23 protein-coding genes and 1 tRNA gene are annotated in these 25,715 nt (G+C 44.2%); 16 read left to right on the plus strand and 8 right to left on the minus strand.

Annotated elements, in window-relative coordinates; genetic code table 11:
• Nucleotides 1-164 precede the first annotated feature (164 nt).
• The 7 genes from ACFI6J_RS17450 (at nucleotide 165) to ACFI6J_RS17480 (ending at nucleotide 7,389) form a co-directional block, all read left to right on the plus strand.
• Entirely contained in the window at nucleotides 165-1,667 is a 1,503-nt protein-coding gene (locus ACFI6J_RS17450; RefSeq protein ID WP_278346063.1) for a catalase, read from the plus strand.
• Nucleotides 1,668-1,909: 242 nt separating this feature from the next.
• The gene (locus ACFI6J_RS17455; RefSeq protein ID WP_283617483.1) at nucleotides 1,910-3,439 is read left to right on the plus strand and encodes a DUF3369 domain-containing protein; all 1,530 of its coding nucleotides are present in this window, start codon (nucleotides 1,910-1,912) and stop codon (nucleotides 3,437-3,439) included.
• Nucleotides 3,436-4,788 carry a sensor histidine kinase gene (locus ACFI6J_RS17460; protein WP_069944535.1) on the plus strand — a complete coding sequence of 451 codons (1,353 nt, stop codon included), beginning with the start codon at nucleotides 3,436-3,438 and terminating at the stop codon, nucleotides 4,786-4,788. The genes ACFI6J_RS17455 and ACFI6J_RS17460 overlap by 4 nt, the downstream gene beginning before the upstream one ends.
• A 144-nt stretch (nucleotides 4,789-4,932) precedes the next feature.
• On the plus strand, nucleotides 4,933-5,796 hold the full coding sequence (locus tag ACFI6J_RS17465; RefSeq protein ID WP_462586287.1) for an alpha/beta fold hydrolase: 864 nt from the start codon (nucleotides 4,933-4,935) through the stop codon (nucleotides 5,794-5,796).
• Nucleotides 5,797-5,879: 83 nt separating this feature from the next.
• Entirely contained in the window at nucleotides 5,880-6,692 is an 813-nt protein-coding gene (locus ACFI6J_RS17470) for a helix-turn-helix domain-containing protein (RefSeq protein ID WP_156086555.1), read from the plus strand.
• A 48-nt stretch (nucleotides 6,693-6,740) separates the two neighbouring features.
• On the plus strand, nucleotides 6,741-7,190 hold the full coding sequence (locus ACFI6J_RS17475) for a carboxymuconolactone decarboxylase family protein (protein ID WP_049586902.1): 450 nt from the start codon (nucleotides 6,741-6,743) through the stop codon (nucleotides 7,188-7,190).
• 19 nt (nucleotides 7,191-7,209) lie between these two features.
• Nucleotides 7,210-7,389: a YrhK family protein gene (locus ACFI6J_RS17480; RefSeq protein WP_168463413.1), complete on the plus strand. Its 180-nt coding sequence runs from the start codon at nucleotides 7,210-7,212 to the stop codon at nucleotides 7,387-7,389.
• Between the two features lie 57 nt (nucleotides 7,390-7,446).
• On the opposite strand, the gene ACFI6J_RS17485 is transcribed toward ACFI6J_RS17480, so the two are convergent.
• A complete protein-coding gene (locus ACFI6J_RS17485; protein WP_049586900.1) occupies nucleotides 7,447-8,292 on the minus strand; it encodes an alpha/beta hydrolase family protein in 846 nt (281 codons plus the stop codon).
• 79 nt (nucleotides 8,293-8,371) lie between these two features.
• On the opposite strand from ACFI6J_RS17485, the gene ACFI6J_RS17490 reads away from it, so the two are divergent.
• On the plus strand, nucleotides 8,372-8,962 hold the full coding sequence (locus ACFI6J_RS17490) for a TetR/AcrR family transcriptional regulator (protein WP_321825595.1): 591 nt from the start codon (nucleotides 8,372-8,374) through the stop codon (nucleotides 8,960-8,962).
• Nucleotides 8,963-9,174: 212 nt separating this feature from the next.
• Here ACFI6J_RS17490 and ACFI6J_RS17495 read toward each other — a convergent pair.
• Both ACFI6J_RS17495 and ACFI6J_RS17500 read right to left on the minus strand, forming a co-directional pair.
• Nucleotides 9,175-9,251 (minus strand) — tRNA-Pro (locus ACFI6J_RS17495).
• A 111-nt stretch (nucleotides 9,252-9,362) separates the two neighbouring features.
• Complete coding sequence (locus ACFI6J_RS17500; protein WP_039236516.1) at nucleotides 9,363-9,824, minus strand: YHS domain-containing (seleno)protein; 462 nt, start codon at nucleotides 9,822-9,824, stop codon at nucleotides 9,363-9,365.
• Between the two features lie 128 nt (nucleotides 9,825-9,952).
• On the opposite strand from ACFI6J_RS17500, the gene ACFI6J_RS17505 reads away from it, so the two are divergent.
• Complete coding sequence (locus tag ACFI6J_RS17505) at nucleotides 9,953-10,849, plus strand: AraC family transcriptional regulator (protein ID WP_049586886.1); 897 nt, start codon at nucleotides 9,953-9,955, stop codon at nucleotides 10,847-10,849.
• Here the strand turns inward: ACFI6J_RS17505 and ACFI6J_RS17510 are convergent.
• The 3 genes from ACFI6J_RS17510 to apbC all read right to left on the minus strand — a co-directional run bounded on the left by ACFI6J_RS17510 (nucleotide 10,836) and on the right by apbC (nucleotide 14,321).
• A complete protein-coding gene (locus ACFI6J_RS17510; RefSeq protein ID WP_049586885.1) occupies nucleotides 10,836-12,272 on the minus strand; it encodes an SLC13 family permease in 1,437 nt (478 codons plus the stop codon). The genes ACFI6J_RS17505 and ACFI6J_RS17510 overlap by 14 nt on opposite strands.
• 124 nt (nucleotides 12,273-12,396) lie before the next feature.
• Nucleotides 12,397-12,990, minus strand: coding sequence for a dCTP deaminase (gene dcd, locus ACFI6J_RS17515; protein WP_014976864.1), 594 nt, complete (start codon nucleotides 12,988-12,990; stop codon nucleotides 12,397-12,399).
• Nucleotides 12,991-13,214: 224 nt separating this feature from the next.
• Nucleotides 13,215-14,321 (minus strand): iron-sulfur cluster carrier protein ApbC, encoded by a 1,107-nt coding sequence (gene apbC, locus ACFI6J_RS17520; RefSeq protein WP_342317728.1) that lies wholly within the window; start codon nucleotides 14,319-14,321, stop codon nucleotides 13,215-13,217.
• A gap of 108 nt (nucleotides 14,322-14,429) precedes the next feature.
• On the opposite strand from apbC, the gene metG reads away from it, so the two are divergent.
• Entirely contained in the window at nucleotides 14,430-16,457 is a 2,028-nt protein-coding gene (gene metG, locus ACFI6J_RS17525; RefSeq protein WP_342317727.1) for a methionine--tRNA ligase, read from the plus strand.
• A 343-nt stretch (nucleotides 16,458-16,800) separates the two neighbouring features.
• Nucleotides 16,801-17,640, plus strand: a complete 840-nt coding sequence (locus ACFI6J_RS17530) for a mechanosensitive ion channel family protein (RefSeq protein ID WP_039225292.1) — start codon at nucleotides 16,801-16,803, stop codon at nucleotides 17,638-17,640.
• Between the two features lie 187 nt (nucleotides 17,641-17,827).
• On the opposite strand, the gene ACFI6J_RS17535 is transcribed toward ACFI6J_RS17530, so the two are convergent.
• Nucleotides 17,828-18,685, minus strand: coding sequence for a class I SAM-dependent methyltransferase (locus tag ACFI6J_RS17535; protein WP_278344317.1), 858 nt, complete (start codon nucleotides 18,683-18,685; stop codon nucleotides 17,828-17,830).
• An 84-nt stretch (nucleotides 18,686-18,769) separates the two neighbouring features.
• Here ACFI6J_RS17535 and gloB point away from each other — a divergent pair, with 84 nt between their 5' ends.
• The 4 genes from gloB (at nucleotide 18,770) to ACFI6J_RS17555 (ending at nucleotide 22,948) form a co-directional block, all read left to right on the plus strand.
• Nucleotides 18,770-19,561 (plus strand): hydroxyacylglutathione hydrolase, encoded by a 792-nt coding sequence (gene gloB, locus ACFI6J_RS17540; protein ID WP_342317726.1) that lies wholly within the window; start codon nucleotides 18,770-18,772, stop codon nucleotides 19,559-19,561.
• Nucleotides 19,562-19,625: 64 nt separating this feature from the next.
• Nucleotides 19,626-21,290 (plus strand): lytic transglycosylase, encoded by a 1,665-nt coding sequence (locus tag ACFI6J_RS17545; protein ID WP_014976869.1) that lies wholly within the window; start codon nucleotides 19,626-19,628, stop codon nucleotides 21,288-21,290.
• A gap of 80 nt (nucleotides 21,291-21,370) precedes the next feature.
• On the plus strand, nucleotides 21,371-22,402 hold the full coding sequence (locus ACFI6J_RS17550) for an ion transporter (protein WP_278346481.1): 1,032 nt from the start codon (nucleotides 21,371-21,373) through the stop codon (nucleotides 22,400-22,402).
• Between the two features lie 120 nt (nucleotides 22,403-22,522).
• Entirely contained in the window at nucleotides 22,523-22,948 is a 426-nt protein-coding gene (locus ACFI6J_RS17555) for a halomucin (protein ID WP_278346482.1), read from the plus strand.
• A 19-nt stretch (nucleotides 22,949-22,967) separates the two neighbouring features.
• Here ACFI6J_RS17555 and ACFI6J_RS17560 read toward each other — a convergent pair whose 3' ends face one another.
• Nucleotides 22,968-23,402, minus strand: coding sequence for an Lrp/AsnC family transcriptional regulator (locus ACFI6J_RS17560; RefSeq protein WP_014949919.1), 435 nt, complete (start codon nucleotides 23,400-23,402; stop codon nucleotides 22,968-22,970).
• A 213-nt stretch (nucleotides 23,403-23,615) separates the two neighbouring features.
• On the opposite strand from ACFI6J_RS17560, the gene ctlX reads away from it, so the two are divergent.
• Nucleotides 23,616-25,622: a citrulline utilization hydrolase CtlX gene (gene ctlX / locus ACFI6J_RS17565; RefSeq protein ID WP_278346483.1), complete on the plus strand. Its 2,007-nt coding sequence runs from the start codon at nucleotides 23,616-23,618 to the stop codon at nucleotides 25,620-25,622.
• Nucleotides 25,623-25,715: the final 93 nt, after the last annotated feature.

Below are 25,715 nucleotides of genomic sequence, written 5' to 3' on the forward strand. Positions count from 1 at the left end.
ATAGGTGGCAAACCCAATTCAGATTGTTTGTTTTTATAGATATATATAGAAGTTTGTAAACCCTTTCATTTAGCAGTGCGTAGCAAAAGCATGTCATGAGTCAGGCACACATGATGTTTATGGAAGTTTGGCTTTCAAAAGAAGCATACGAAAGGAGTTTTATAATGGCTAAGAAACCGCAATTAACCACGTCGGCAGGCGCCCCCGTAGTAAGTAACGAAACCACTAAAACAGCAGGAGAGCGCGGCCCCGCCCTCTTACAAGATTATCAACTAATCGAAAAGTTAGCGCATCAAAACCGCGAACGAATTCCAGAACGTGTCGTTCACGCGAAAGGCTGGGGTGCACAGGGCACATTTACGGTCACGCACGACATTACCGATTACACATGCGCTGACTTATTCTCAGAAGTGGGCAAACAAACTGAAGTATTAAGCCGGTGGTCTACGGTAGCAGGAGAATCAGGCGCAGCTGATACCGAGCGTGACGTGCGAGGCTTTAGCTTGAAGTTTTACACACAACAAGGCAACTGGGATATGGTAGGTAATAATACTCCTATCTTCTTCATTCGCGATGGATACAAGTTCCCTGACTTCATTCGTACGCAAAAACGTCATCCGAAAACTAACCTGCGCTCACCAGAAGCCATGTTCGACTTTTGGGCTGCACAGCCAGAAAGCGTGCATCAAGTTACCATTTTAATGTCGGACCGTGGTATTCCGGTGTCACCTATGCACATGAACGGCTATGGCAGCCACACTTTCAGCATGTGGAATAAAGAAGGCAAGCGTCATTGGGTGAAGTTCCATTTCAAAACTCAACAAGGCATTAAAAACTACACCAATGAAACGTCTGAAAAAATCATTGGAAGCACTCGGGAAAAGTATCAGGAAGAGCTATATAACGCCATTGAAGAAGGCAATTTCCCAAAGTGGACAATGTACATTCAGGCCATGCCAGAAGAGGAAGCAGGACAACAAAGCTATAACCCGTTCGACCTAACCAAGGTGTGGCCGCACGATGACTATCCGCTTATTGAAGTTGGCGAACTGGAAATGAACAGAAATCCAGAAAACTACTTTCAAATGATAGAAAACGTAGCATTCAGTCCGTCAAATGTTGTCCCTGGTATTGGCTTTAGCCCTGACAAAATGCTTCAGGCTCGCATATTTTCTTATGCTGATGCACATCGCTATCGTTTGGGCACACACTATGAAGCACTCCCCGCTAACGCGCCGAAAAATAGCAAGGTAAACCACTATCACAAAGACGGCGCGATGCGCTTCTTTACCAATGATTTTGGTAACCCTGACGCCTACTATGAGCCCAATCAATACGAAGGTCCGGTGGCTGACTTTTCAGTGAAAGAGCCCCCGCTTCGCATTGATGGAGACGCTGATAGATATCATCAAGATGAAACAGATGTGGATTACGTGCAGCCGCGAAAACTGTATGAGATGTTTTCTGATGATCAAAAAGAACGGCTGTATAAAAACTACGCTGCTGCAATGGGCCCGTGCTCAGATAGCGTAAAAGAGCGTTGGTACGCCGTGCTAGAAAAGGTACATCCAGACTACGCCGCAGGCGTACGAAATGCGGTAGAAAGCTTAGATACCGACGTAAATACGGTACCGATTACTGAAAATACCCCTATCGAAGATAGCTAAACGCTATTGTTGTAAGGTATCGCGGCCCAGCAGTTTTCTCTTACTGGAATCTGCTGGGCTCCACAATTTAACAAACATGGCATATTTTTAATACTTGCCTAAAACACATCTAACTGATGATAAAGAGACTTCTGTCATCAAAATATGCTCATTGAACTTTAGAACAAAACTTGTCGAGTAAGTTTGCGAGATTGAAAATTGTGGCTTACGTTTAATGTATCTAAACGTTTATAGCGCTATGTATGTCGTTATTTAAGAAGTCAAAAACAGAACAATCCACCTCTCGCCAAGCTCCATGGAAAATAGCCATAATCGATGATGAAGAAGGCGTACATGAGGTCACTAAACTCACTCTGCGGAAATTTAATTTCGAAAAACGCGGGGTTGAATTTCTATCAGCTCACAGTGGCGCTGAAGGCCTAGCACTTTTCAAAGCAAATCCAGACATCGCTCTCGCTTTCGTTGATGTGGTGATGGAAACTGACGATGCGGGTTTGAATTTGGTTGATGCCATTCGCAACGAGCTCAATAACCATACCGCCCGCCTTATTCTGCGAACAGGTCAACCTGGTCAGGCGCCGGAAGAAGAGGTAATCAGGCGTTACGACATAAACGACTACAAAGCCAAAACTGAATTATCATCGCTTAAACTTAAGTCTTGTGTGTACACAGCAATAAGGTCATATCGGGATATTCAGACTATTGAGCAAGGTAAGCGCGGTATGGAAGACGTTTTAAAATCCTCGTCTTCCGTTTTAGCAAGCCAGTCTTTAGCCCAATTTGGCACCGCAGTGTTGAAACAGACACTTACACTGCTTAACCTAAACAACTCTGTACTCTACTTGTCTACTCAGCACACCGACTTATATGGCGATACGACCATGACGGTGCTAGGTGCCAGCGGCGACCTAGTTGGATTATGCGAACCTGGAATTTCTAGCCGAATTCCTGAAACCATCGAAGAAGAAATCAAACAAGTCTTAGAAAGCAAAAGTCACTATCAGTCTAAAGATTTATTCATCGGCTACTACCCTACTGGAGAAGATAGCCACAACATCTTGTATGTTAAATTAGATCATCCACTGGATGCTCTGCAGCGCAAGACCTTAGAGATGTTTGCCTCTAATGTGGCGGTAATATTCCAAAATCTCACGCAAAAAGAAGACATACAAAAAACCCAAAAAGAACTCATTATGGTGCTTAGCGACGCAATCGAAATGCGGAGTAAAGAGACCGGTGGCCATGTGAGAAGGGTCATTCTTATGACCGAATTTCTCTCTGAAAAGCTTCACATGAGCCGAGAGTTTATTGAGACCATACGGTATTCAGCCGCACTTCATGACGTGGGTAAAATTAGCATTCCTGAAACTATTTTACATAAGCCGGGCAAACTCGACCCAGAAGAATGGGAGATCATGAAGACCCATGCACAAAAAGGCTACGAGCTACTTGCGGGATCTGATCGCATCGTTGCTAAAATGGGCGCCATCATTGCGAAAACGCATCATGAGCGGTGGGATGGTCAAGGTTACCCTGAAGGTTTAGCTGGAGACGACATTCCCGTGGAGGGTCGTATTATGGCAATTGTCGACGTTGTCGACGCATTGCTATCTAAGCGCTGCTATAAACCGGCATGGAGTCCTGAGGAAGTAAAAGCCTATCTTCATGAGAATTCCGGGAAACAATTCGATCCGCTAATCACCCACATTATGATAGAGCACTTCGACAGGATCCTTGAAATCCGAGCCACAGAACCGGACGAAGATGAATGAAAGAATCGCTAGAACTAATCTTATTACGCGTTAGCCAAAGCGCAGATATTGATAAAGGTGAATTAGACGTTGCTTCTAGACTTATTATCAACTCGGTGTGTGAGGGTTTGCAAATTACTCGAGCTGGCATTTGGTTGTATGATGAAATGCAAACACTGGTACAGTGCACATTGCTCATTGATAAGGGTAATGACCTGGACCACGAAAGCTTAGTACTTACCCGAAAAGACTTTCCTCATTATTTCGAGGCGCTAGATTCAGAGAGAACCATTGCGGCCCACGACGCATTAACAGATGTTGCAACATTCGAATTTGCAGAAGTGTATTTAACGCCGCTTGGGATTAGCTCTATGCTTGATGTCCCTATTCGCCACCGCGGCAAAATGATTGGGATAATTTGCTGTGAACATCAAGGCAAAGCCCGTGAATGGCATGCCGATGAAGTTGTATTTGCGGCGTCACTGGCAGACCTTTACGGGCGTGCAGTGAGTGCAAATGAGCGCGCAGATTACGAGCAGAGGCTAATTGAGGCCAACCAAACCCTTGAGCAAAAAGTAATAGACCGCACGGCTGAACTTGAGGCCGCACAAGAAAAGCTCGTCGAGTCAGAAAAAATGGCGGCGTTAGGAAATCTAGTCGCAGGCATTGCTCACGAAGTAAATACGCCGTTAGGCATTGCACTTACCTCCGTCAGTAACTGCAAAGAAGAACTAAAAGACATCTATCGAGACTTCGAAAACGATGAATTAACCGAGCAGGGTTTTAAAGACTTTGAAGCTATTTGCTCTGAAGGACTAAACTTGGCTGAAACAAGCCTGATGCGGGCAGCGAATTTAGTACAAGACTTTAAGCGCACTTCTGCAGACCAAACGTCGTTAGAAATAGAAGAAATTGCATTAGACGAATATATCCCTAGAGTCTGTAACCCTTTAAAGCCCATGCTTCGCAAAGAACAAGTCGAGCTTAGTATAGACGTTACGCCCAATTTAGTAATAACCACCTGCCCCGGTATTATTGCCCAATTGCTAACAAATTTAATATCGAATGCTCAGCGTCACGCTTTTGGTCCATCGGTAAATAACGACGTAAATAGAGTGAGTGTGAGCTGCAGTAAAAATGCCAAAGGCATTGTGATTAGCGTACAAGACAATGGCAAAGGTATACCAGAGGCACTTCACAAGAAGGTATTCGAGCCATTTTACACCACGGCTCGTGATAAAGGCGGTACAGGGCTGGGCCTAAATATTTTATACAACTTAGTACGACAAAAATTTAACGGTGAGATTGACTTAACATCAACCCCAGGAGAGGGTACGAAAGTAACCGTGTGTATTCCGGTTGAAGCCTAGCGTGCCTCTCATTTTCCACTACCTATACCCTGCGTTATAAATTCCCTGTGCAGCGCGCGACATTATTAAAATGTCGCCCTCACGACAGACCTGAAATCAAAGGCTGGGCAAGCTAAATACAAAAACATAACAAGGCATGTAGAAATGCAACTTTCACAATGGCGAAGTTCCGGCCACTTTTTAAACGTCGACGGTCAGCAAGTTTTTTATAAAACAGAAGGCACGGGACCAGTACTATTACTCATTCACGGATACCCCACCGCAAGTTTTGATTGGACTAAAATATGGCCAGCACTTACAAACAAGTATCAATGCGTGACGCTCGATATGCCGGGGTTTGGTTTTAGCGATAAGTCACCAAAAAAATACTTAATTAAAGAACAAGCAGACACGATAAGTGAGGTAATAAGGCATTTAGGTATTACAAGTGCCCATGTTCTATCTCATGATTACGGTGATACGGTTGCGCAAGAAATGATGGCGCAGCAACTGGAAAACAACCTTGCCTTTAACATCGAATCGCTGCACTTACTTAACGGTGGCCTTTTTCCTGAGACACATCGTGCTCTGCCCATTCAAAAGCTGCTGCTCTCTCCAATTGGTGGTCTACTCATTCGCTTTTTAAACAAAAATGCAATTCGAAAAAGCATGCACAACATATTTGGTCCAAACACACCTCCTTCAGATCAAGACATCAATGATTTTTGGATACTTATCAGTACAAATAATGGTCACAAACACATGCACTTGCTTTTGGACTATATGAAGCAGCGTAAACTATACCGAGAGCGCTGGGTAAGTGCACTGCAAAATGCCAATGCCCCTCTTCGACTAACCGCAGGTATGGCTGATCCAATCTCTGGCGCGCATATGGTGGCGCGGTACAAACAACTCATTCCTAATGCAGACGTAATTGAGCTCGATCAAATTGGGCACTATCCGCAAATTGAAAGTGCTGAAGCCGTGGTGAAATCTATAACAAGCTTTTTAGGTCGCTACGCTAACTAAACGTGAAACTTTGTCTTGATACGGCACGCGACAGGGGTAATATAAAGCTTCACTGATTTAACTTAGACTCCCAACCAACGTTTATGGACGCTTCAACCAACAACGAAATTATACCTGCCGCTAGCTTTAAGCAGATTGATATTGGTTTCGTGACCCCTGCTGCTTCCATAAAACGGTTTGTACAATGCATATGGGTGATTGATAACCCAGAAGGCTCAGCTACAACGCTAAACGAAAAGTTTTATCCCGATGCAGGTGCTAGTTTGACTTTTTATCTCGATCAAACTAACTGTGAAGCACAATTGTTTTACCATACTCAGGTCTGCGCCATGCCGTGGGAACTGGCTTGCAGACAAATAAGTGTAAGATTTAGGCCCGGTGCCTTGAAATACTTGTTCGGTTTAACCTTTAATGACAGTAAAAACCAACAAATCGACATCGCGTTGGCTATGGTTAAGCAGCGTGATTCCTATCAACGACTACAAGCCTATCTTATTGGAAAAACTATTAGACAGCAGTGCTTAGCAATACAGCACTGGTTGATTGAGCTAGCAGAAAATACTGATGGAGCCTTTCAGAAATGGGAGCGCATGCTTTATCAGTCGATGAATTTACTGGTGCCCCCACAACATCTTGCCGATCAGTTCGGCGTCAGCCGAAGAACGCTGGAGCGCCAATTTCGCACTAACTTTGGTTTCTCGCCAAACAAACTGTATCAATTTGCTCAAATACGCCATGCTCGATCGTTATTAACCTCAAATTCTGAAGCGCTGAGCCACGTCGCATTGGCATGTGGTTACTTCGACCAAGCGCACTTTACGCATTCGTTTAGTGATTTCGCGCTGGAAACGCCCCTTCAGTATAGAAAGCGAAAGTTGTCGCAAATTTACAATTAAGCGTTTTGCTTAGACTTTATAGTTCTCCGCAGTTTTAAGGAGATCACTATGAAAAAACGTATTACACAATCTGAGCTATATTCTGAATATCCCCATATTCTTGAGCACCTCACAGGCTTGGTTAAGCCTTCAGTCAAAAGTACTTTAAGTCATAAACTCATACATTTAGTTAAGCTTCGTGCGTCACAAATTAATCAGTGCGGCTTCTGCCAACACATGCACGCCGAAGAAGCGAGAGAGTCTGATGAAAATCAGTCAAGGCTTGATGTATTGTCTGCATGGAGAGAGCTAGATTGTTTCAGTTTTGAAGAGAGAACAGCATTAGCGTGGACGGAAGCGTTAACGCTTATCCACTCTTCCACTATTACTGAAGAAATGTATAACAGTGTAGAAAGCACGTTCGGAAAAGAAGGGCTGATAGAACTCACGTCTATTATTCTGCAAATTAATAGCTGGAACCGTATTTCAGTAAGCCTTCAGTTTCAACCTTCTATTTAGTAGTAAGGAAGACGTGAAAATGACTATCATGAAACAAGTACAAAATAACAAATTGGGTGTAGCCGCCTGCTTGTGCTTTTTTTGGGGAAGTACCCTTTTCTTGCCAGCCTTCAGCAAATTTGCAACCGCTGGAGTATGGTTATTTATGGCGGGTTCGTTATTAATGCTTTTCGATACGTTAAATGCACGTAACGATTAGAAATATCGAGCACCCGTGTGGGTGCCCTTTCTCATTATCTATTTTTCTCTAATAGCCTTAAGAATCTAATCCGGCAAACCAATCCAAGGTAGTTTGCCATAACGGTTCAGCACTCTTTCTAAAATATCCCATATGGCCAACAGCGCCAGATAACGCATTGGGATGTAAATCGACACGAGTAACAGGGGCATTTGCATAAAACTTAACAAACGCGTCGCGTGATTGAGGTAAGGCCCAAAGGTCATCTAGTGCATTTACCGCTACTATTGGCGTTTTAACTGCCTCGTAAAGCTTCTCAATTCCAAACATCTTAGGGTCATCAAAGAAATAATGGGGAAAGCGACACCAATGCCTCCATTGACTAAACACATTTCGAGGTAAGTCCTCACCCATTCCTAATACTCGCCATGCGCAATACCCTTTCCACCACGTTAAAATTGGTAAAACAACATTCCACATTGTAAGCACTTTCAGCTTTTCTGATAAAGGCATGTACCCGTGCCACCCTGCGCCTGTTCCATAAACATAAAAGCCAGATATTTTATGGTGATTGGGTAGTAGCCCAAAGGCATGACCACCGTAAGAGTGACCCACAATATAAAGAGGAACGCCATCCTGACTTACGCTTTCAACAACCGCAGCCAAATCTTGCTTGCCCCAATCCAATAGGTTCATCCTGAAGCCTTTCAACGTTGCGGGTTTAGACTCTCCTATCCCACGATAGTCAAACGTAATAGTTTCGAAACCTCGCTCACTGGCAAATAATGCAAACCGACGATAAAACCCCTGAGGTACGCCTGTTGCTCCGGCAATTATAATCCGTCCTTTGAAATCACCTTCTGACAGATATTTATACCCTTTTAGGCGGTAGTTATCGCTTGTAATAAATTCAATTGCTTCCATATCCCACCAAATTATAACGAGTGTCTTAATTATTTTTCGATGCTACTCTATAACAAGTGTTATAACAAGCGAGAATTGTATGAGCAAAAGTTCAGCTGAGGGCCGCCAAAGGGTAATAGAAACTGCGGCATCTATTTTATCAACGAGAGGGTTGAAAGGTGTGAGTATTAGAGAGGTGGCGAAGCTAGCCAACGCCCCCCTTGGTTCAACTTATCATCACTTTCCCGATGGTAAAGTTCAAATTATTACTGAAGCAATAGAGTGGGCTGGGGAAAAAGCCGCAGAGAGACTAAAAGGCTGTTTAGATAAAGATAATCAAAACGGACTCCAAACCTTTCTACATCAGTGGCGAGAGCGACTCCACCGTTCCAACTTTCAACAAGGGTGTCCTATTGTCGCCGCAGCCATTGAAGCATCTCAAGACGAACACGAAGAACAAATCAAGTTAGCTATTTCCCGTATTTTTAAGCGCTGGCAATCAATACTTGCAGATCATTTCATTTCTCACGGGCGAACTGTTGTGCTTTCGAATTCAATGGCGCTTACGGTAATTTCGTGTTTAGAAGGCGCGGTAATTCTTTCTCGTGGATATCAAACAATTGAGCCCTTCGATGCAATAATTGACACGCTTTCGTTGTTGGTTGATCAAGGAAAAGAAGATTCTGAATAATCGCCTTGGATGAAAGTTGATGCATGGGTGCCATAAAGTGAACGTCGCCCCCGCCTGCTATTGTTTATAGCCCGAGAGAGTCCGAACGGTTCGATTCAGTTCGTTGATTTGTTGGTAAATATGTTTAGATAGAAAACGCTTGAGAGTTAAGCTAATAGTGGGGTAGAGCCGAAATTTAGAACTAGGGGTATCGCTGAGAGCGAGGAAGAAGTTGGTCGGTGTGAGAGGATTTGAACCTCCGACCCCTGACACCCCATGACAGTGCGCTACCAGGCTGCGCTACACACCGACCGAAAGAGCCGACAAGTCTACTCAATTTCAACGACTTTGCAATGTAAAAAAACCAAATAACCGCCTAAACGATTATTTGGTAATCAAAACACATCTAAAACGAAGCTTATTACAAGTCGTCTGCACTTACATCTTTGATTTCTGGCCATTCTTCATTCGCCTCATCTATATGAGTAGGAATGTTCTTGGCCCATGCTTTGTATACACTTTCGTCTTTATTCACATAAAGTACGCCATCAACAATTTCAAACGCTTTGCCGTTTATTTCAAATTTCTTACCAAACGTTGCGCCGTAGGCACAAAAGCCGCCGTACGCTGGTGCGTATTTGTCTGGGTTGCTTACAAACATGTCTCTATTTTTCTGCGATGAAAATCGGTAAATAGCGTCGTTGTGGACAGCCGTTATAGTCGCTTTACCCAGCACTGGCTTACCTTCAGTAAAATAAGCTACAGCGTCGTGCCCGGCTAAAATAATTCCGTTTTCGTCGGTTTCAGTATCAACGCCAGCGAATACCGCGCCACTAGCAATTAGTGAAACTGCAAATAAACTACCTTTTAAGAATACTCTCATGCTATTTCTTCTCCACATTGGTGTTTCGAGTGTTTTCACACTATCTCTGTATAAGTTCGAAGAATATGGTACGTACTTCGGTCTTATACAAACATGCTCCAAACGCTTAAATACTTGTCCAAAACACCATGAAAAATTTAGAAAGCCTTTTTGACCAACTTCAAATAACCACCAATGTATTTCACAACGGACAATATTGCGGTAACTGGCAAATTGACACTTCTGGCACCGGCTTTATTAATTTTCACGCCGTAACTCACGGTCAATGCTACTTACACCGTAACGACGACGGCCCAGTTCTGTTAGAAAAAGGCGACATGGTTTTACTGCCTGTTGATAGCCCACACCTTTTAAGCCCTACAAAAACTCACACTTACAAAAATGTTAGCGCAAGCTCTATTCCTGTTAGCGAGAAACTAGGAGCTGAAGGCCCGGTGCTACTTTGCGGTTACTTCGAGTATCAGCACCCTTTAATGAGAGTAATAACAAAAGAACTGCCAGAATTTTGGATAATTAAAAAAGCATCAAAAGAAAGTAGAGTGCTACATGAAAGTCTGCAGTTACTTATCAGCGCGTCGTTAGAAGTGTCGGACTCAACCTTCACTTCGTCGGTTCTGCTAAACAAAATCGCTGAGGTTGTATTCCTTTTGATTGTGAAGCATTTAATGAGCAAGTACTCATCAACCTTAGGGGCTCTACTGCATCCGGCCATAGCAAATAGCCTTCAAGCGCTGCATAACGCGCCTGAACAACATTGGAACGTAGAAATGCTGGCGAGTATTGCGAATATGTCTAAATCTAACTACGCAGCAAAGTTCAAAGCCTGTGCAGGCGTAACTCCAATTAAATACCTAACGCAATGGCGCCTGCGTTGTGCCTGCACAGAAATAATCCAAAGCAACAAGCCGTTAATTACCATTGCAAATCAATATGGTTACGAAACGGAAGCTTCTTTTTCAAAGGCTTTTAAAAGAGAGATTGGCGTATCTCCTTCACAAAAGCGCGTTCAAGCTAGGCCAGCGTAACGTAACACACCCCAGTTACTACCAGTGCAACTAACACGTTTAGCACCACTCCCTCTCTGGCCATAGTTTTTATGTCGAACTTTTCCGTTGAGTATGCAATGGCGTTAGGCGCTGTAGCTACTGGCAGCATAAAAGCGCAACTTGCGCTAATTGCCGCGGGGATCATCAACAACTTAGGATCTACGCCCACAGCCATACCCGCGGCCGCTAGAATTGGCATTAGTAGTGTAGATGTTGCCGTGTTAGAGGTAATTTCCGTCAAGAAGGTAACGAACAAGCAAATTCCAAGTACCAACAGAAGAACAGGAAGCGTAGAAAGTCCCGTTAACCATGTTCCCATAAGAACACTTAAGCCCGATGACATAAATGCTTTGGCAATACAAATACCGCCAGCAAACAATAACAACATGCCCCACGGAATATCGTTTGCGGTTTTCCAATCAAGCAGTTTGTCGTTGTTTCCTTTTTCGTCTACTTCACCATTATCGTTTCCGCTGTTTGTAAAGAACATAGCCGCAACACCCGCTACGGCAATAGTACTGTCACTTATTGTGCTTATGCCTATCCAAGCAGTCCAAAAAGGTCTGAAAATCCAAGCTAAAGCGACAGTGCCAAAAATAGCAAGAACACGCTTCTCGGCTTTTGTCCACGTGCCTGGGACAGGTAAATCGATGTTCCCCACTTGTTTAATACCGCGCGCTAACCATAAAGCCATAATCGGTACGCCTAAAATCACGATTGGTACACCTGTTTTCATCCAGTCGATAAAGCTGTATTCAATACCTTGGGTTTCTTCATACACGCTCATAAAGATAATATTAGGTGGCGTCCCAATCGGTGTCCCTACCCCACCTAAGCTTGCTGAATAAGCAATACCAAGTATAAGCGCCACGCCAAATCGCGGATTGTCTACTGCGTTGATAATAGCGATAGCCATTGGCAACATCATTAGGATTGTTGCCGTATTACTAATCCACATACTGAGTACTGCGGTTGTTAACATGAAGCCCAGTACCAGTTTGAGCGGGCTGCCGCTGCCCGTTATACGCAACATGTAAATGGCGAAACGCTTGTGTAAGTTAGCGCGCTCCAACCCTTTTGAAAGCATGAAAGCAGCCATTAATAGAATGATAACGTGGCTTCCGAGAGCAGAGGCAGCTTCGCTGTGAGACAACACACCAAATAGCGGGAATAGCGCGAAGGGTAAAAGTGAGGTAGCGGGAATAGGGAGCGCTTCAGTCACCCAGAGCACAGCGACAAATAGCGTAATTGCTGCGGTAAAAATGATCTCGCTGGGCTGATCAATGGCCCACAATCCCAAGCCACATAGTACTGAAGCGATAAAGGCAAATAGAATTATACTGTTTTTGCGTGTTGGCTTTCGTTGTAGAGTTTCTGAAGAAGGTTCAGAGTTTGTGTGCATTGCGCTTCCCGTTACTAATAGCTTTATTATAAGTGCTAGTTATTGCTCTTATATTTTCTATCAGTAATTAGCGGGAAACGCACTACGCTTTTGCGAAAAAAACGTGTTTTTGAGACGGTTTCTTTTATTTACTCTCGTCGTCTGACGAGATTCGGCTTGCAACTGCACCTGCTTGGCCTTTGTATTTAGCGTCCACTCGTGCGTTGTACGGTTTTTCAGCTGGCGCCGATAGCACCTCAAAGCTAAGTGCCCCTATTTTCATTTTAGGGCGAAGCGCCAGCGGTAACTTACCACTGTTGTAAAACTCAAGAACGATGTTGCCCGACCAGCCTGGATCTATTCGATGCGCGGTCACGTGAACCATTAAGCCCAAACGCGCAAGCGAAGAACGCCCGTCTAACCAACCTACGATGTTGTCAGGCAAGGTTACTGACTCGTGGGTAATGGCAAGCGCTAGCTCCCCAGGGTGTAGAAAGAAGGCTTTACCCTCTTCTAGTTCAATTTCATCGCTCATAACATGGTCAAGCGCTTCTTGAACCTGTGCTTTCGGCCCACTTAAATCGATAAACGGTGCTTGGTGATCTTCAAACACGCGAAATTTATTACCTAGGCGGATATCTACCGTTACACCACTTATTTGATCGTAGCTGGGTGTAGGGTCAATTTTAATTTTTCCATCTTGCAGATGTTGGTAGATATCGCGGTCGCACAAGCGCATGGTGTATTCCTCATTTCGTTAGGCCGCTATTATGCGTATGTCGCCGCATGCATTCAACTGCTCAAAGGCTTGTTTTATCTGCTTTTGCGCAATTTTCGTATAGTTTTATCAAATTTTAAATTTAAGCAATCGAACCTGGCTATAATTCACCTTTACTACACCTGTCTGAATTTACCTATCCGTCGGGCTTTCCTGATATTTGTTACCTAGATATTTCAAGCTAGTTACTCTTTACCAACAATGCCAATAGGGTTGCCCTTAATGTGTTTTACTGCCCCTTTGCGTGGCGCAACAGTAAGGGCCAATTGCATAGACAGGGCGCGAGCAGCCTCGCGATAACTTTCACTCAATGCACTTTCGGGCGAGGTAATTAACAAAGGCGTGCCGGCATCGCCATGCTCGCGAATATGGATATCAAGCGGTAGCTGACCTAAAAGTGGCAGTCCGTGGCGTTCGGCAAGCGCCTCGCCCCCGTCTTTTGAAAACACATAGTCTTTGGTACCACAGGCTCTGCACTGGTAATAACTCATGTTTTCAATAAGCCCTAATACAGGTACGTTCACTTTTTCAAACATGCTTATGCCTTTTTGGGCGTCGGCTAGTGCTAAGTCCTGCGGCGTTGTAACTACCACTGAAGCAGTCAGCGGTACTTGTTGCGCCATTGTCAGTTGGATATCGCCTGTTCCTGGTGGCATGTCTACAATCAAGTAGTCCAGCACAGGCCATAGGGTTTCATCTAATAATTGCTTTAACGCTCTGCTAGCCATGGGTCCGCGCCATACGGCCGCGTCTTCTTGGGGCACTAAGTAACCAATGGAGTTCGCCACCAGCCCATGTGCCATAAGCGGCTGCATGTGCTTATTATCTTCACTTTCAGGGTGTGCATCGGGGTTGCCCAACATAATGGGAATTGATGGCCCATAAATATCGGCATCTAAAATTCCTACTTTCGCGCCTTCTTGCATAAGCGCAAACGCTAAATTAATACTGGTTGTCGACTTACCTACACCGCCCTTGCCAGAAGCCACTGCTATGATGTTTTTAATATTGGTGACCGGAGCTACTTCTGTTTCTCCACTTGCTACGCTTTGTTTAAACGTAAGCAGCTCATCGCCAAGCTTCCCTTTTAGCTGTTTAAGCACTTCTTGTTTAAGCGCGTCTAACTGAGTAGCAATACAAAACGGCAAAGTAACTGTCACACCGGCATCTTCATTTTCTGGCTTGCTAAAAGCACACCATGGCAAGGTATCTTCAACATCTAACGAAAAATACTTGGCCAAAATTACAGCAACTTTTTGAGTTGCCGGCTCTGCTTTGCGAGAAAAGAACATAAAATGCCTTACTAGTAGTAGAATTGTGTGAATTACGTAATGCAAAAAACGCGGTTTTCCGCTAGTATTTGCAGCCATTTTGAAACGCAAAGAATCAATAACGTCATTATGTCAGAAAAACGCCGAATTCTGGTAACCAGTGCGTTGCCATACGCAAATGGCTCTATTCACTTAGGTCATTTGCTAGAACACATTCAAACCGACATCTGGACTCGTTTTCAGCGCCTTCGCGGAAACGAATGTTACAGTGTTTGCGCCGACGATGCACACGGTACGCCGGTTATGCTTAAAGCCCAAGAGCTTGGCATTACACCAGAAGAAATGGTGGCAAGAACGCGTGCTGAACATCACCAAGACCTTGTTGATTTTCACGTAGATTACGACAACTACTATGTAACCCATTCGCCAGAAAACAAGGCGCTGTGTGAAGAAATTTACACCCGTTTGGATAATGCGGGTTACATCAGCAAGCGCACCATTAACCAACTGTTCGACCCTGAAAAAGAAATGTTCTTGCCAGACCGTTTCGTTAAGGGTACCTGCCCAAGCTGTGGCGCAGAAGATCAAAACGGCGACAGCTGTGACGTATGTGGCGCAACGTATAGCCCAACAGAAGTGAAAAAACCTCGCAGCGTAGTATCGGGTGCCACACCAGTGCTACGTGAGTCTGAGCACTTCTTCTTTGACCTGCCAAAATTTGAAGGCATGTTAAAAGAGTGGATCCGCTCAGGTGCCCTGCAGGAAGAAATGGCTAACAAGCTGCAAGAATGGTTTACTGAAGGTCTTCAACAGTGGGACATCAGCCGTGACGCGCCTTACTTCGGCTTTGAAATTCCAGGTGCGCCGAACAAATTCTTCTACGTGTGGGTAGATGCGCCTGTTGGCTACATGGCAAGTTTCAAAAACTTCTGCGACCAAAACAACTTAAAGTTTGATGATTTCTGGAAAGCAGACTCAGAGGCTGAGCTTTATCATTTTATTGGTAAAGATATTACCTATTTCCACTGCCTATTCTGGCCTGCCATGCTAGAAGGTGCGGGATACCGTAAGCCTACTGGCGTAAATATTCACGGTTTCGTAACGGTGAACGGCGCGAAAATGTCAAAGTCGCGCGGTACGTTTATTAAAGGCCGTACTTACCTTGACCACCTGAACCCAGAGTATCTGCGTTACTACTTTGCGTCTAAGTTAGGCGACGGTGTTACCGACATCGACCTTAACTTTACTGACTTCGCACAAAAAGTGAATTCAGACCTGGTAGGTAAAGTGGTTAACATTGCAAGCCGCTGTGCAAGCTTTATCACTAAGCGTTTTGACGGGAAACTGTCTGACAACGTGATTGAACCAGAACTGATTGCAGAGTTCCAAAACGCGTCAGAGAGCATTGCTGCACTTTTCGAGAAGCGTAAGTACCACCAAGCCGTGCGCGAAATCATGGCCCTTGCTGACAAAGCGAACCAGTTCATTGATAACAATGCACCTTGGGTAACCATTAAAGACGAGACTAAGCAGCAGTTCACACACGATGTATGCTCGCTAGGTATTAACATGTTCCGTCTGTTGGTGATTTACTTGAAGCCTGTGCTTCCTGTACTTGCAGAAAAAGCAGAAGAATTCTTAAACGATAAGTTCGACTGGAATTCACTGCAAACCCTATTGAAAGGCCACGCCATCAACAAATTCAAGCCGATGATGCAGCGTGTAGAAATGGAGAAAATCGACGCCATGGTTGAAGATTCAAAAGAAAGCTTAGCGCCAGCAGCACCGGCAATCGACCCAGACAGCCCGCTTGCTAAAGACCCTATTAGCGACACTATCTCGTTTGATGAGTTCGCCAAGGTAGATTTACGTATTGCACGTATTGCTAAAGCTGAACACGTAGAGAAAGCTGACAAACTTTTACGTTTAGAGCTAGATTTAGGTGGCGAAACTAAACAAGTTTTTGCAGGTATTAAGTCGGCCTACTCGCCTGAAGCCCTAATCGGTAAACATACGGTAATGGTAGCGAACCTCGCCCCTCGTAAAATGCGTTTTGGCATGAGTGAAGGTATGGTATTAGCCGCGGGCCCTGGTGGCGACGAGCTATACATTCTTGAGCCGCACGAAGGTGCAAAGCCGGGTATGCGTGTTAAGTAAGCTGTAAAGCGCCCCCTTAAAAGTAAGGTGACATTCAGCGCTATTGAGCGACGGGATGTCACCTTTTTTATTGGGCGGTCAAAGCGGCGCTCAGATTTATAAAGCAAAAATCATATAACCAGAATCAAAGTGCAAGCACGTAACTTGGTATGCTAATAAGCCTTATCATCTTACACTCCCCACTCACTAATTACTTACCCACTCACTAACCTTATCTGCCTAAGGCAAATCGGCTAGAAAATTCTTGTCAAAACACAGCGCAGTTCCGTTCGGTTTGATTCAAGGCGATCTAACCCTCTTTTTTTAACGTAATCAACGTGGTTAATTAATAAAAGAGGTATTTATGGAAGATTTCTTCGGGACTAATATCGATTTATCGGAATTAACCGAAAAAGCTATATCACTGGTGATGACTTACACCCCCAAATTGTTGTTGGCTATTCTTACTTTGGTGGTGGGTCTCTGGTTAGTGAATCGTTTTGTAAACCTATTAGATCATCGGCTAGGTAAAAAGGATCCCACGTTAAATAAGTTTCTGTGCGGACTTATCAGTGCGGTGCTAAAAGTAATGCTGTTGATTTCAGTTGCCTCAATGATAGGCATTGAAACCACCTCATTTATTGCCGTCGTAGGTGCAGCAGGTTTGGCCATTGGTCTGGCATTACAAGGCAGCCTGGCGAACTTTGCTGGCGGTGTGCTAATACTGATTTTTAAACCCTTTAAAGTGGGTGACACCATTGAAGCAGAGGGTCATTTAGGCTCAGTGTCAGAGATACAAATTCTTTATACTGTACTTAACACTTTTGACAATAAGCGCATAGTTATTCCCAATGGCAGCCTGTCTAATGCTACGTTAATTAACGTTAGCGTATATGATAAACGCCGTTGCGACATGACATTTGGTATAGGCTACGATGACGATATCGATAAAGCAAAGAAGGTGTTGCAGCGTCTGTTTGAAGAAGATGAGCGCTCGTTAACCGACCCTGCACCAAGAATTTGTGTAGGCGGATTAGGCGATAACTCAGTCGATCTGATGTTTAGACCGTGGGTCGCCACAGATGACTTGTGGCCTTACTACTGGGATATGCAGGAAAAAGTTAAAAAAGCTTTTGACGAAGAAGGTATTAGCATCCCATATCCACAACGAGATGTGCACCTCTATAAAACGAGTAACGACTAACGTCTCAGTTAGGAGATAGCAGTCTATGCTATCTCCTATTCCCCTTTCAAACTTGCTTAAAAACGCGAAAGCCATCCGTTTTAGTTACAACATCTTGGTAAATATAGAAGATGGTAAGCGTCTGTCGCTGCTTTCAAGTTAAGAGCTTGGCGTGCTCTCTCTGCACATGGCATACTCATTAACAATACTAGCGCAGCGTGCGATTCATCGTAGAGGTCCTTACACTGGCGCCCACCGCGGAAAAACGCGGCTTCAAATTGCGTTTGGGTTTTATTGCGGTCATGGGTATAACCCGCTTTTTCGCGAGTATTACGTACACCGCACTGCACCATGGCAAGTAAGATGCTAAATAGTCTTGAAGCTTAACCGCCCCTTTCCATTTTTGTTGAAAAAAGAGCGTTGAAAACATCACTTGACGTTGTTCAACAATTTCAAATCCCAGCAGCTGAAGCCAATCTTTAATGCGATAGGACGTAAAAAAGCGTGCATCGTGTAGGATATTTCCGCGCTTAACAGGTAGAAATTTGGCAATGCCGGCGAGGCTTAAGGGGTTAAAGCCACTTATGATCACATAACCGTTTTGTGTAATAACGCGGTCTACTTCTCTTAATATTTCGTGAGGGTCTTGTGCAAAATCTAATTCATTAGCAAGTAGAAAGCCATCAATGCTGTTTTCGGCGAAGGGTAAGCAGTGCGACTGCCCCACTACCGTGTTTTCTCTACTTATTTTCGGTTCGCGTTTATCACCGCCTAACGATTTACCCGATGCATTGTGATTGGGAAAGCCCTCTTTCGCTTCATTGTGGTGTGGCTGCTCGCTAGCTAGGTCATTAAACGGAACGTGATTGATGTGGTGTCGAATTGGGCTGGTATCGAGATTTATATCGGCACTTAGCGAGCCTAGTTTGGCAAAGTGATACCCGAAAATTCGCTCAGCATAATCGCTACAAACTGCATTGACCGCATGTCGAATGTGCTCTCCGGCGGGGAAATCATTCCAATTTGTAGGGTAGCGTGGCGGTTTGGCTTTAAACGCCGATCTCATTAACACTGCGCGCTCTTAGGTTGCTCTGCTCTTCACAAGTCCCTATAGTAACGCATAATTCTACCTACACAAGCAGGTACTCTTATGACGGCAGAAACACTTCCTTCAGGCGTAGCCATTCATCCTATTCCCGCTTTTACCGACAATTACATTTGGTGTATTTATAACGAGAGTAGCGCTATTGTTGTCGACCCAGGTGATGCTGAGCCAGTACTGGCCTTTATTAAAGCCAAAGGCTTAACGCTGAGCGCAGTTCTCATCACTCATCACCACAGAGACCACACAGGTGGTATTGCTAAATTAGTATCTGCAGTACCAGATTTGTCAGTTATTGGCCCAAGAGGCAATCACATAAGAGGAATAACTAAATCTGTTTCTCAAGGCGATACTGTCTCGCTACCTGTTTTTAAAATGGCGCTGCAAGTAATGGAAGTGCCAGGTCATACCCTTGATCACATTGCTTTCTTCGGGCATGGCGCATTGTTTTGCGGCGACACGTTATTTTCAGCAGGTTGCGGACGATTGTTTGAAGGTTCGCCAGAGCAAATGCATCATTCACTGAATAAGTTAAAGCGACTGCCCGACACCACGAAAGTGTTCTGTACACATGAGTATACTCAGGCTAATGTCCAGTTTGCTTTAGCCGTAGAGCCAGACAATAAGGCGCTGTGTGACTACGCACAGTGGGTGGCAGAAAAACGCGCTCAAGGTCAGCCTACACTACCTAGTAATCTCAAAGAGCAAAAAAACATAAACCCATTTTTACGGGCTCATGAACTTTCTGTGAAAACTGCTGCCGAAGCCTATTGCGAAAATAACCTGGCTGACGATGTAGCGGTATTTGCTGCAGTTCGCCGCTGGAAAGATGAGTTTTGATGCAAAAGTAAGCCGATTATCGTAACATGGTCGGTTTGCAGTGCTCCACGAGGTTTCTTCATATATGCAGTTGAAGTTTTTCCCACTGTCGCCACTGATATTGGCGCTAGGTTTAACGGGTTGTCAGTTAACCGATAATAATAACGACAATGCACAATTAGAAAGTAACGAAACCGCTTCACTAGAAGCGTGCAGTGAAATTCATAACAACGAAGAAGCCATTTCTGATTGTGAAATTGCAAGAGACGGCGTTATTGATGTTGTTCACCCCAATGATGATACGCTAGAAGAAGGCGCTGAGCTTACCGATACACCGGATATGCATACGCAGGCGGTCGTTACTGACGTATGGGAACGTGCAAGTGCGAATTTCGCCTTACCTATCCCTGACGACAAACGCATTAGCGCACAGCGTAAATGGTACCTGAAGCACCCAGAGTATATGGCTCGCGTTGTAAAACGCGCCAAGCCTTTTCTTTATTACATTACCGAAGAAATTGAAAAGCGCGACATGCCGATGGAGCTTGTGCTTTTACCAATAGTAGAAAGTGCTTTTGATCCCTTTGCTTATTCCCATGGCCGAGCGGCTGGTATGTGGCAGTTTATTCCTGGCACAGGTAAGCGCTTTGGTATGCAACAGAATTGGTGGTATGACGGACGTCGAGACGTTGTTGCGTCTACTCAAGGTGCACTTGACTATCTAACCTATTTAAACGAAATGTTTGATGGTAATTGGCTGCACGCACTTGCCGCCTATAATAGTGGCGAAGGCCGCGTTCAAAGGGCTATTAAAGCTAACAAACGCGCGGGTAAACCTACCGACTTTTGGAACTTAAATTTACCCAAAGAGACACGTGCTTACGTGCCTAAATTACTTGCGCTGGCTGATATTCTAAAAAATAAAGATGAATATGCGTATGCGTGGCCTGAAGTTGAGAATGTAGCGGTTATCGAAGTGGTTGATATCGGCTCACAGGTCGATTTAGCGTTTGCCGCCGAACTTGCTGGTATGTCTTTAAAAGAACTACACGGGTTAAACCCAGGGTTCAACCGTTGGGCAACGTCGCCAGAAGGGCCCCATAGGTTGATACTTCCTTTAGACAAAGCGGCCGCTTTTTCCCAAGCACTGGCCAAAATTGATCAAAAAGAGCGATTGAACTGGGTACGCCATTCGGTGAAGCCCGGCGACAGCTTAGGTAAAATCGCTAAGCAGTATCACACCACCGTGAAAGTTCTTAAAAAAGTGAATGAGCTAGACTCGTCCATGATCCGCGTGGGTCAAGCGATAATGGTACCAGTAGCACTTCAAGAACTGGACAGCTACACATTATCTCAGGAACAGCGTCTAGCCAGCTTGCAGAACGGCAACACGTCTAAGCAAAAAGTACGTCATACCGTACAATCTGGTGATACGCTTTGGGATATTGCCCGTAAGTACAATATAGGCACTAAACAATTAGCTAAATGGAACGGTATGGCCCCTGGCGATATGCTTCACCCTGGCAAAACCTTAGTTATCTGGCAGGAAGGTAAAGCGCAAGACGGTGTTACCAAAAAAGTGACCTACACAGTAAGAAATGGCGATTCGTTGTCTCGTATCGCCAGCAAGTTCAATGTTAGAGTAAGCGACATAGGCAAGTGGAACTCACTTAATACTAAGCGCTATCTACAACCTGGTCAGAAGCTAAAACTTTATGTAGACGTAACAAGGTTGAACGCATCAAGCTAACCTTTAATACTTAAAGTTCAATATTGTTCATGCCTAACTGCATTTACGTTACGCTTTAAGTCAGAATACAGGATAAGGAAATGCTAAGAATTAACCGAGAAAATTTGCGAAACAGTCATGAAACGCCTTGGTTAATCTTAGATTTAGTCATGTTAGGTATACTTTTTGTGAACCTAACATGGCTCATTTTCGATGCCTTATACGCCACCGACTTTGTCTATGGTCTATTGGGCACGTATTTTCCCGCTTTTCTTAGTGCTTACGATCCCGTTCACAACAACTTTCTGTTGGTCGACTTGGTGTTTATCGCCATTTTCTTCAGCGAATTTTGCTTCCGGTGGGTTGTAGCTATTGTGCGTAAAGAACACTTACGCTGGTACTTTTTTCCGTTTTTGCATTGGTACGATATCATAGGTCTAATCCCTACTGGACCTACCCGCCTATTTCGTTTCTTGCGCATATTTTCTATTTTGCACCGCCTGCACAAATTCGAAATCATCGACTTAAATCAAACCGCGGTCTTTCGCTTTTTTGCGTTTTACTACGATGTATTTGTCGAAGAGTTAAGCGACCGAATTGTTGTAAAAGTGCTCAGCGATGCGCAAAAAGACATCTCAGCAGGTTCGCCTTTATTAGACGATATCAACGCACAGGTACTGGCCCCCCGCCGTCCTGTCATTACCCAATGGATGGCTGGCGTTATCAACCATTTAGGCCAGTCAATTCAAAGCGAAGAGCACGGCGAGGTGATACGGGAGCACGTGCGCAAGAGCGTGGGTAAAGCGGTGAGAAGTAATGCACAAGTTTCTTCCCTGCATTACCTACCTGTTATCGGCAAAACCATTGAAAATACGTTGGAAGAGTCAGTCGCCGATATCGTGACCACATCGCTAGTTAATCTGTTAAGCGACTTAGACGCAGAGCGCATCGACCACTTCATTTCAGTCGGCATGCACGACTATACCCCTACCGCCGATGCACTTGATAAAGAAGTACTTAACGTTGTAAACGAATGCTTAGAACTGGTGAAAGCGCACGTTGCACAGCAGCGTTGGAAGTCACATCTCACCGAAAAAGAATCAGCAATCCCCACTGGCAAGCCCGAAATTTAATTAATTTGCAAAGCGGTTGAGTCAAGGTGAACGCTAGCCAGTATTCTGTTCAGCCATTGTTCATACAAATAAGCTAATATAAAGTCCTTATGAATATAATTATAACGATTAGAGGGACTTATGATGAAAATTAAACGCTGCCGAACGTTCAGCCGCTCATTTAACCACGCAATACTAGTAATTTGTATAGCGGTATTTGCTTCAGGCTGTATGGTGATCTTGCCGACCTCTTCTATTTCCACCAACCAAGAACCTGAAAAAATAGTTGAGCGCATTGAATACAATGCAAACCGATGCTGGTCCACACTGCATCAGCCAATCCATAGCGATATAGTCGTAAACACGTACACAATACAAAACGGCTACAAACTCACGGCCAGTCGTAAAGAAGGGAGCACCCCGCAATATCCTTTTTTACACGTCACCGTTACCCACTCAACCTACGGCAGCGAGGTATCTGTTCGAGAAGGTGAGTTTAACTTGGGCACAGACTTAAATTTAAGTGATGATGTAAATCGATGGATAAATGGCGACAATAGCTGCTAAGACTGATAAGGCGTACACACTATTTTTCAGTAGTAGACAGAATAATACTCGTCTCACTATTAAGCACGCCTTTAACGCCGCGCACTTCTTTTAAAATGCCATCTAAGTGCGCGAGACTTTCGGCAGTTATAACAATAAGTAAATCCCAATTTCCGTTTGTAGTATGAAACCGCTCAACACCATTCACCTGCCTAAGCTTACTAATAAGCTGTGTTGTACTAAGCCCTTCAAGCTCGACTGACATAAGAGCTTTTATTTTGTCTGGTTGCAGCTGCTCGTTAACACGAATAGTAAAACCGTCGATCACCCCCGAATTTACTAACCTGTCGATTCGTTTTTGCACCGTATTTCGCGATAACGAGAGGACTTCAGCTAGCACGGTTACAGGTGTTCGCGCATCGCGCTTCAATATATCGAGAAGCTCGCGATCTTTCGCATCTAAATCTACATACATGGTCGTTTCCCCAATAGATAAACAAATCGTCGAGTCATTAACTCGTTCTCCAAGACTAATTAGCGAAAAGCATAATGATAAAACAATTGAGCAATATGCTTAAACTAAATAACAACTTGCAACACCTTGAGCATGGTTAAGTGAATTCGCCAGAGAATAAAATACACGCTCTTTTCAGTGGAAATATTTCAGCTAAGGGCTGTAGGACGTATTATGCAAGCCAGTCACATCAAAAACTCACGATTAACTACACCAAATTCCGTTTTAATGGTACGCCCCTGTGCCTTTCGCCCCAACGAACAAACAGCCAAAGACAATAGTTTTCAGAAGCCCCTTGTATCGACGGGAAGAAATAGAGCGGAAATATCAAAGAATGCGTGTGCGGAATTTGATGAGATGGTTCGCATTTTACGTATGAACCACATAACGGTAGAGGTGTTTGAAACAGAAAGGAAAAACACGCCCGATGCCGTATTTCCAAATAATTGGTTAAGTACACATCCCAACGGTTTGCTTGTCACCTACCCTATGTACTGTGAAAACCGCCGAGCGGAGCGTCGTGACGATATTGTCAGTTATCTGCAGCAACACTATATCGTACAGCAAGCTAAAGATTTATCTTTCTTTGAAGAAGACGGAGATATTGTTGAAGGTACAGGGGCTATGGTGATCGACCATGTAAACGCGCTAGCCTATGTTTGCCTATCCCAACGAGCCAATAAGAGAGCTGTAATATCGGCGTGTAAAGCTATTGGTTTAACGCCTATATGTTTTAGCGCCTTTGATACTGCTGGTACGGCGATTTACCACACCAACGTAATGATGTGTGTGGGCAGTGATTTTGCCATTGTTGCTACTAGCATGATAGAAGAAAGCGACAAAAATGTGGTGCTTTCAACACTTAAGGAGACAGGTAAAAACGTCATCGAAATTAGCGAAGAACAAGTGAATAGTTTTGCCGGAAACTGCCTAGAGCTTTTGAATAGCAATGGAAAACGTTTATTACTTATATCAGACACTGCTTTTAGTTCAATGAACGAAGAGCAACTAGCTTTACTACCCAGCGATCTTACTTTACTTCCCATCGCAGTGCCTACTATTGAAATGGGAGGAGGCTCCGTTCGCTGCATGGTCGCGGGTATTCACCTTGAGTGTAAAACGATTGGCGCTGAACAAACTACGACTAATAACATCAGCTTTGACACTCGCGTGAGACTAGCAAAAGGTGATGACTTGGAAGGCTTGCTTGCGTTAGCTGAAGCTGCATCGCCAGGTATGACAACCTTCCCACCGGATAGAGCAACGCTTGATAACAAATTAAATCGTTCCATTAGAGAAGAACAAAAACTTATGCGTCAAGAGCGTCCAGACTACCTTTTGTTTGTATTGGAGGACCTTCGAACTGGCAAGCTTATTGGTACATCTGCAATTTTTGGTGAATTAGGAAAAGAAGACAGTTTTTATAGTTACAAGCGAGAAAAAGTCGCACAGCGAAATAAATCACTAGGCGCACACTACACCCACGACATACTGCACCTAAGTCACCATTTTGAGGGGTACGCGGAAGTGGCATCACTCTACTTACTGCCTGAATACAGAAAACACTTCAACGGAAAACTACTTTCAAAAGTACGCTACCTTTTTATGGGTTTACATCAGCATGTATTTCCAAAGCAAGTCATGGCCGATCTACGAGGCTATGTAAATAAGGATGGGGAATCGCCTTTCTGGAATGTCGTCGGACGTCACTTTTTTCCTATGACATACGCTGAAGCGGATTTATATGGTGCCGTAAACGGAAATCAATTTATTGCTGATTTAATGCCCAAACTTCCGCTGTATGTAAATATGTTACCCAAAGAGGCTCAGTTGGCTATTGGTAAACCACATAACGACGGCCAACCCGCTATGGCAATGCTAGAAAAAGAAGGGTTTAAATTCACGAACTACATCGATATTTTTGATGGTGCGCCAAGTATGGAAGCTGAAGTTTCAAGCCTAAAAACTGTCAAATCAACAAAGCAAGTAAGAATAAAAGTTGGCGAAGGTACAAGGCGCGGCACCGAGAGTAAAATGAAGCTTATCGCCACGTTAAGCCAGCCTTTTTATGCAATGATGGCAGAAACCGAAGAACAAGACGAAATAGCTGTTATTTCTCGCAAAACAGCACAAGCATTAAACGTTAGCTCGGGATATACCATTTTACTTTCAGATGTTTAGCCTCGTGCGTATATCCAAAAACCGCCGTTCAATGACGAAAACTCGGTGTGCGCTTTGAGCTTAACTAAAAAGAAAGCCCGCAAATGCGGGCCT

The sequence above is a fragment of the Alteromonas sp. G4i13 genome, assembly GCF_054960505.1.

Excerpts from the sequence above, each read along its gene's own strand:
- ACFI6J_RS17475 (WP_049586902.1), top strand. The coding sequence starts at position 6,741 with ATGAAAAAACGTATTACACAATCTGAGCTATATTCTGAATATCCCCAT.
- ACFI6J_RS17485 (WP_049586900.1), bottom strand. The coding sequence starts at position 8,292 with ATGGAAGCAATTGAATTTATTACAAGCGATAACTACCGCCTAAAAGGG.
- ACFI6J_RS17500 (WP_039236516.1), bottom strand. The coding sequence starts at position 9,824 with ATGAGAGTATTCTTAAAAGGTAGTTTATTTGCAGTTTCACTAATTGCT.
- dcd (WP_014976864.1), bottom strand. The coding sequence starts at position 12,990 with ATGCGCTTGTGCGACCGCGATATCTACCAACATCTGCAAGATGGAAAA.
- ACFI6J_RS17535 (WP_278344317.1), bottom strand. The coding sequence starts at position 18,685 with ATGAGATCGGCGTTTAAAGCCAAACCGCCACGCTACCCTACAAATTGG.
- ACFI6J_RS17455 (WP_283617483.1), top strand. The coding sequence starts at position 1,910 with ATGTCGTTATTTAAGAAGTCAAAAACAGAACAATCCACCTCTCGCCAA.
- gloB (WP_342317726.1), top strand. The coding sequence starts at position 18,770 with ATGACGGCAGAAACACTTCCTTCAGGCGTAGCCATTCATCCTATTCCC.
- ACFI6J_RS17450 (WP_278346063.1), top strand. The coding sequence starts at position 165 with ATGGCTAAGAAACCGCAATTAACCACGTCGGCAGGCGCCCCCGTAGTA.
- ACFI6J_RS17545 (WP_014976869.1), top strand. The coding sequence starts at position 19,626 with ATGCAGTTGAAGTTTTTCCCACTGTCGCCACTGATATTGGCGCTAGGT.
- ACFI6J_RS17490 (WP_321825595.1), top strand. The coding sequence starts at position 8,372 with ATGAGCAAAAGTTCAGCTGAGGGCCGCCAAAGGGTAATAGAAACTGCG.
- ACFI6J_RS17505 (WP_049586886.1), top strand. The coding sequence starts at position 9,953 with ATGAAAAATTTAGAAAGCCTTTTTGACCAACTTCAAATAACCACCAAT.
- ACFI6J_RS17465 (WP_462586287.1), top strand. The coding sequence starts at position 4,933 with ATGCAACTTTCACAATGGCGAAGTTCCGGCCACTTTTTAAACGTCGAC.
- ACFI6J_RS17530 (WP_039225292.1), top strand. The coding sequence starts at position 16,801 with ATGGAAGATTTCTTCGGGACTAATATCGATTTATCGGAATTAACCGAA.
- ACFI6J_RS17480 (WP_168463413.1), top strand. The coding sequence starts at position 7,210 with ATGACTATCATGAAACAAGTACAAAATAACAAATTGGGTGTAGCCGCC.
- ACFI6J_RS17470 (WP_156086555.1), top strand. The coding sequence starts at position 5,880 with ATGGACGCTTCAACCAACAACGAAATTATACCTGCCGCTAGCTTTAAG.
- ACFI6J_RS17460 (WP_069944535.1), top strand. The coding sequence starts at position 3,436 with ATGAAAGAATCGCTAGAACTAATCTTATTACGCGTTAGCCAAAGCGCA.
- ctlX (WP_278346483.1), top strand. The coding sequence starts at position 23,616 with ATGCAAGCCAGTCACATCAAAAACTCACGATTAACTACACCAAATTCC.
- ACFI6J_RS17510 (WP_049586885.1), bottom strand. The coding sequence starts at position 12,272 with ATGCACACAAACTCTGAACCTTCTTCAGAAACTCTACAACGAAAGCCA.
- ACFI6J_RS17560 (WP_014949919.1), bottom strand. The coding sequence starts at position 23,402 with ATGTATGTAGATTTAGATGCGAAAGATCGCGAGCTTCTCGATATATTG.
- apbC (WP_342317728.1), bottom strand. The coding sequence starts at position 14,321 with ATGTTCTTTTCTCGCAAAGCAGAGCCGGCAACTCAAAAAGTTGCTGTA.
- ACFI6J_RS17555 (WP_278346482.1), top strand. The coding sequence starts at position 22,523 with ATGATGAAAATTAAACGCTGCCGAACGTTCAGCCGCTCATTTAACCAC.
- metG (WP_342317727.1), top strand. The coding sequence starts at position 14,430 with ATGTCAGAAAAACGCCGAATTCTGGTAACCAGTGCGTTGCCATACGCA.
- ACFI6J_RS17550 (WP_278346481.1), top strand. The coding sequence starts at position 21,371 with ATGCTAAGAATTAACCGAGAAAATTTGCGAAACAGTCATGAAACGCCT.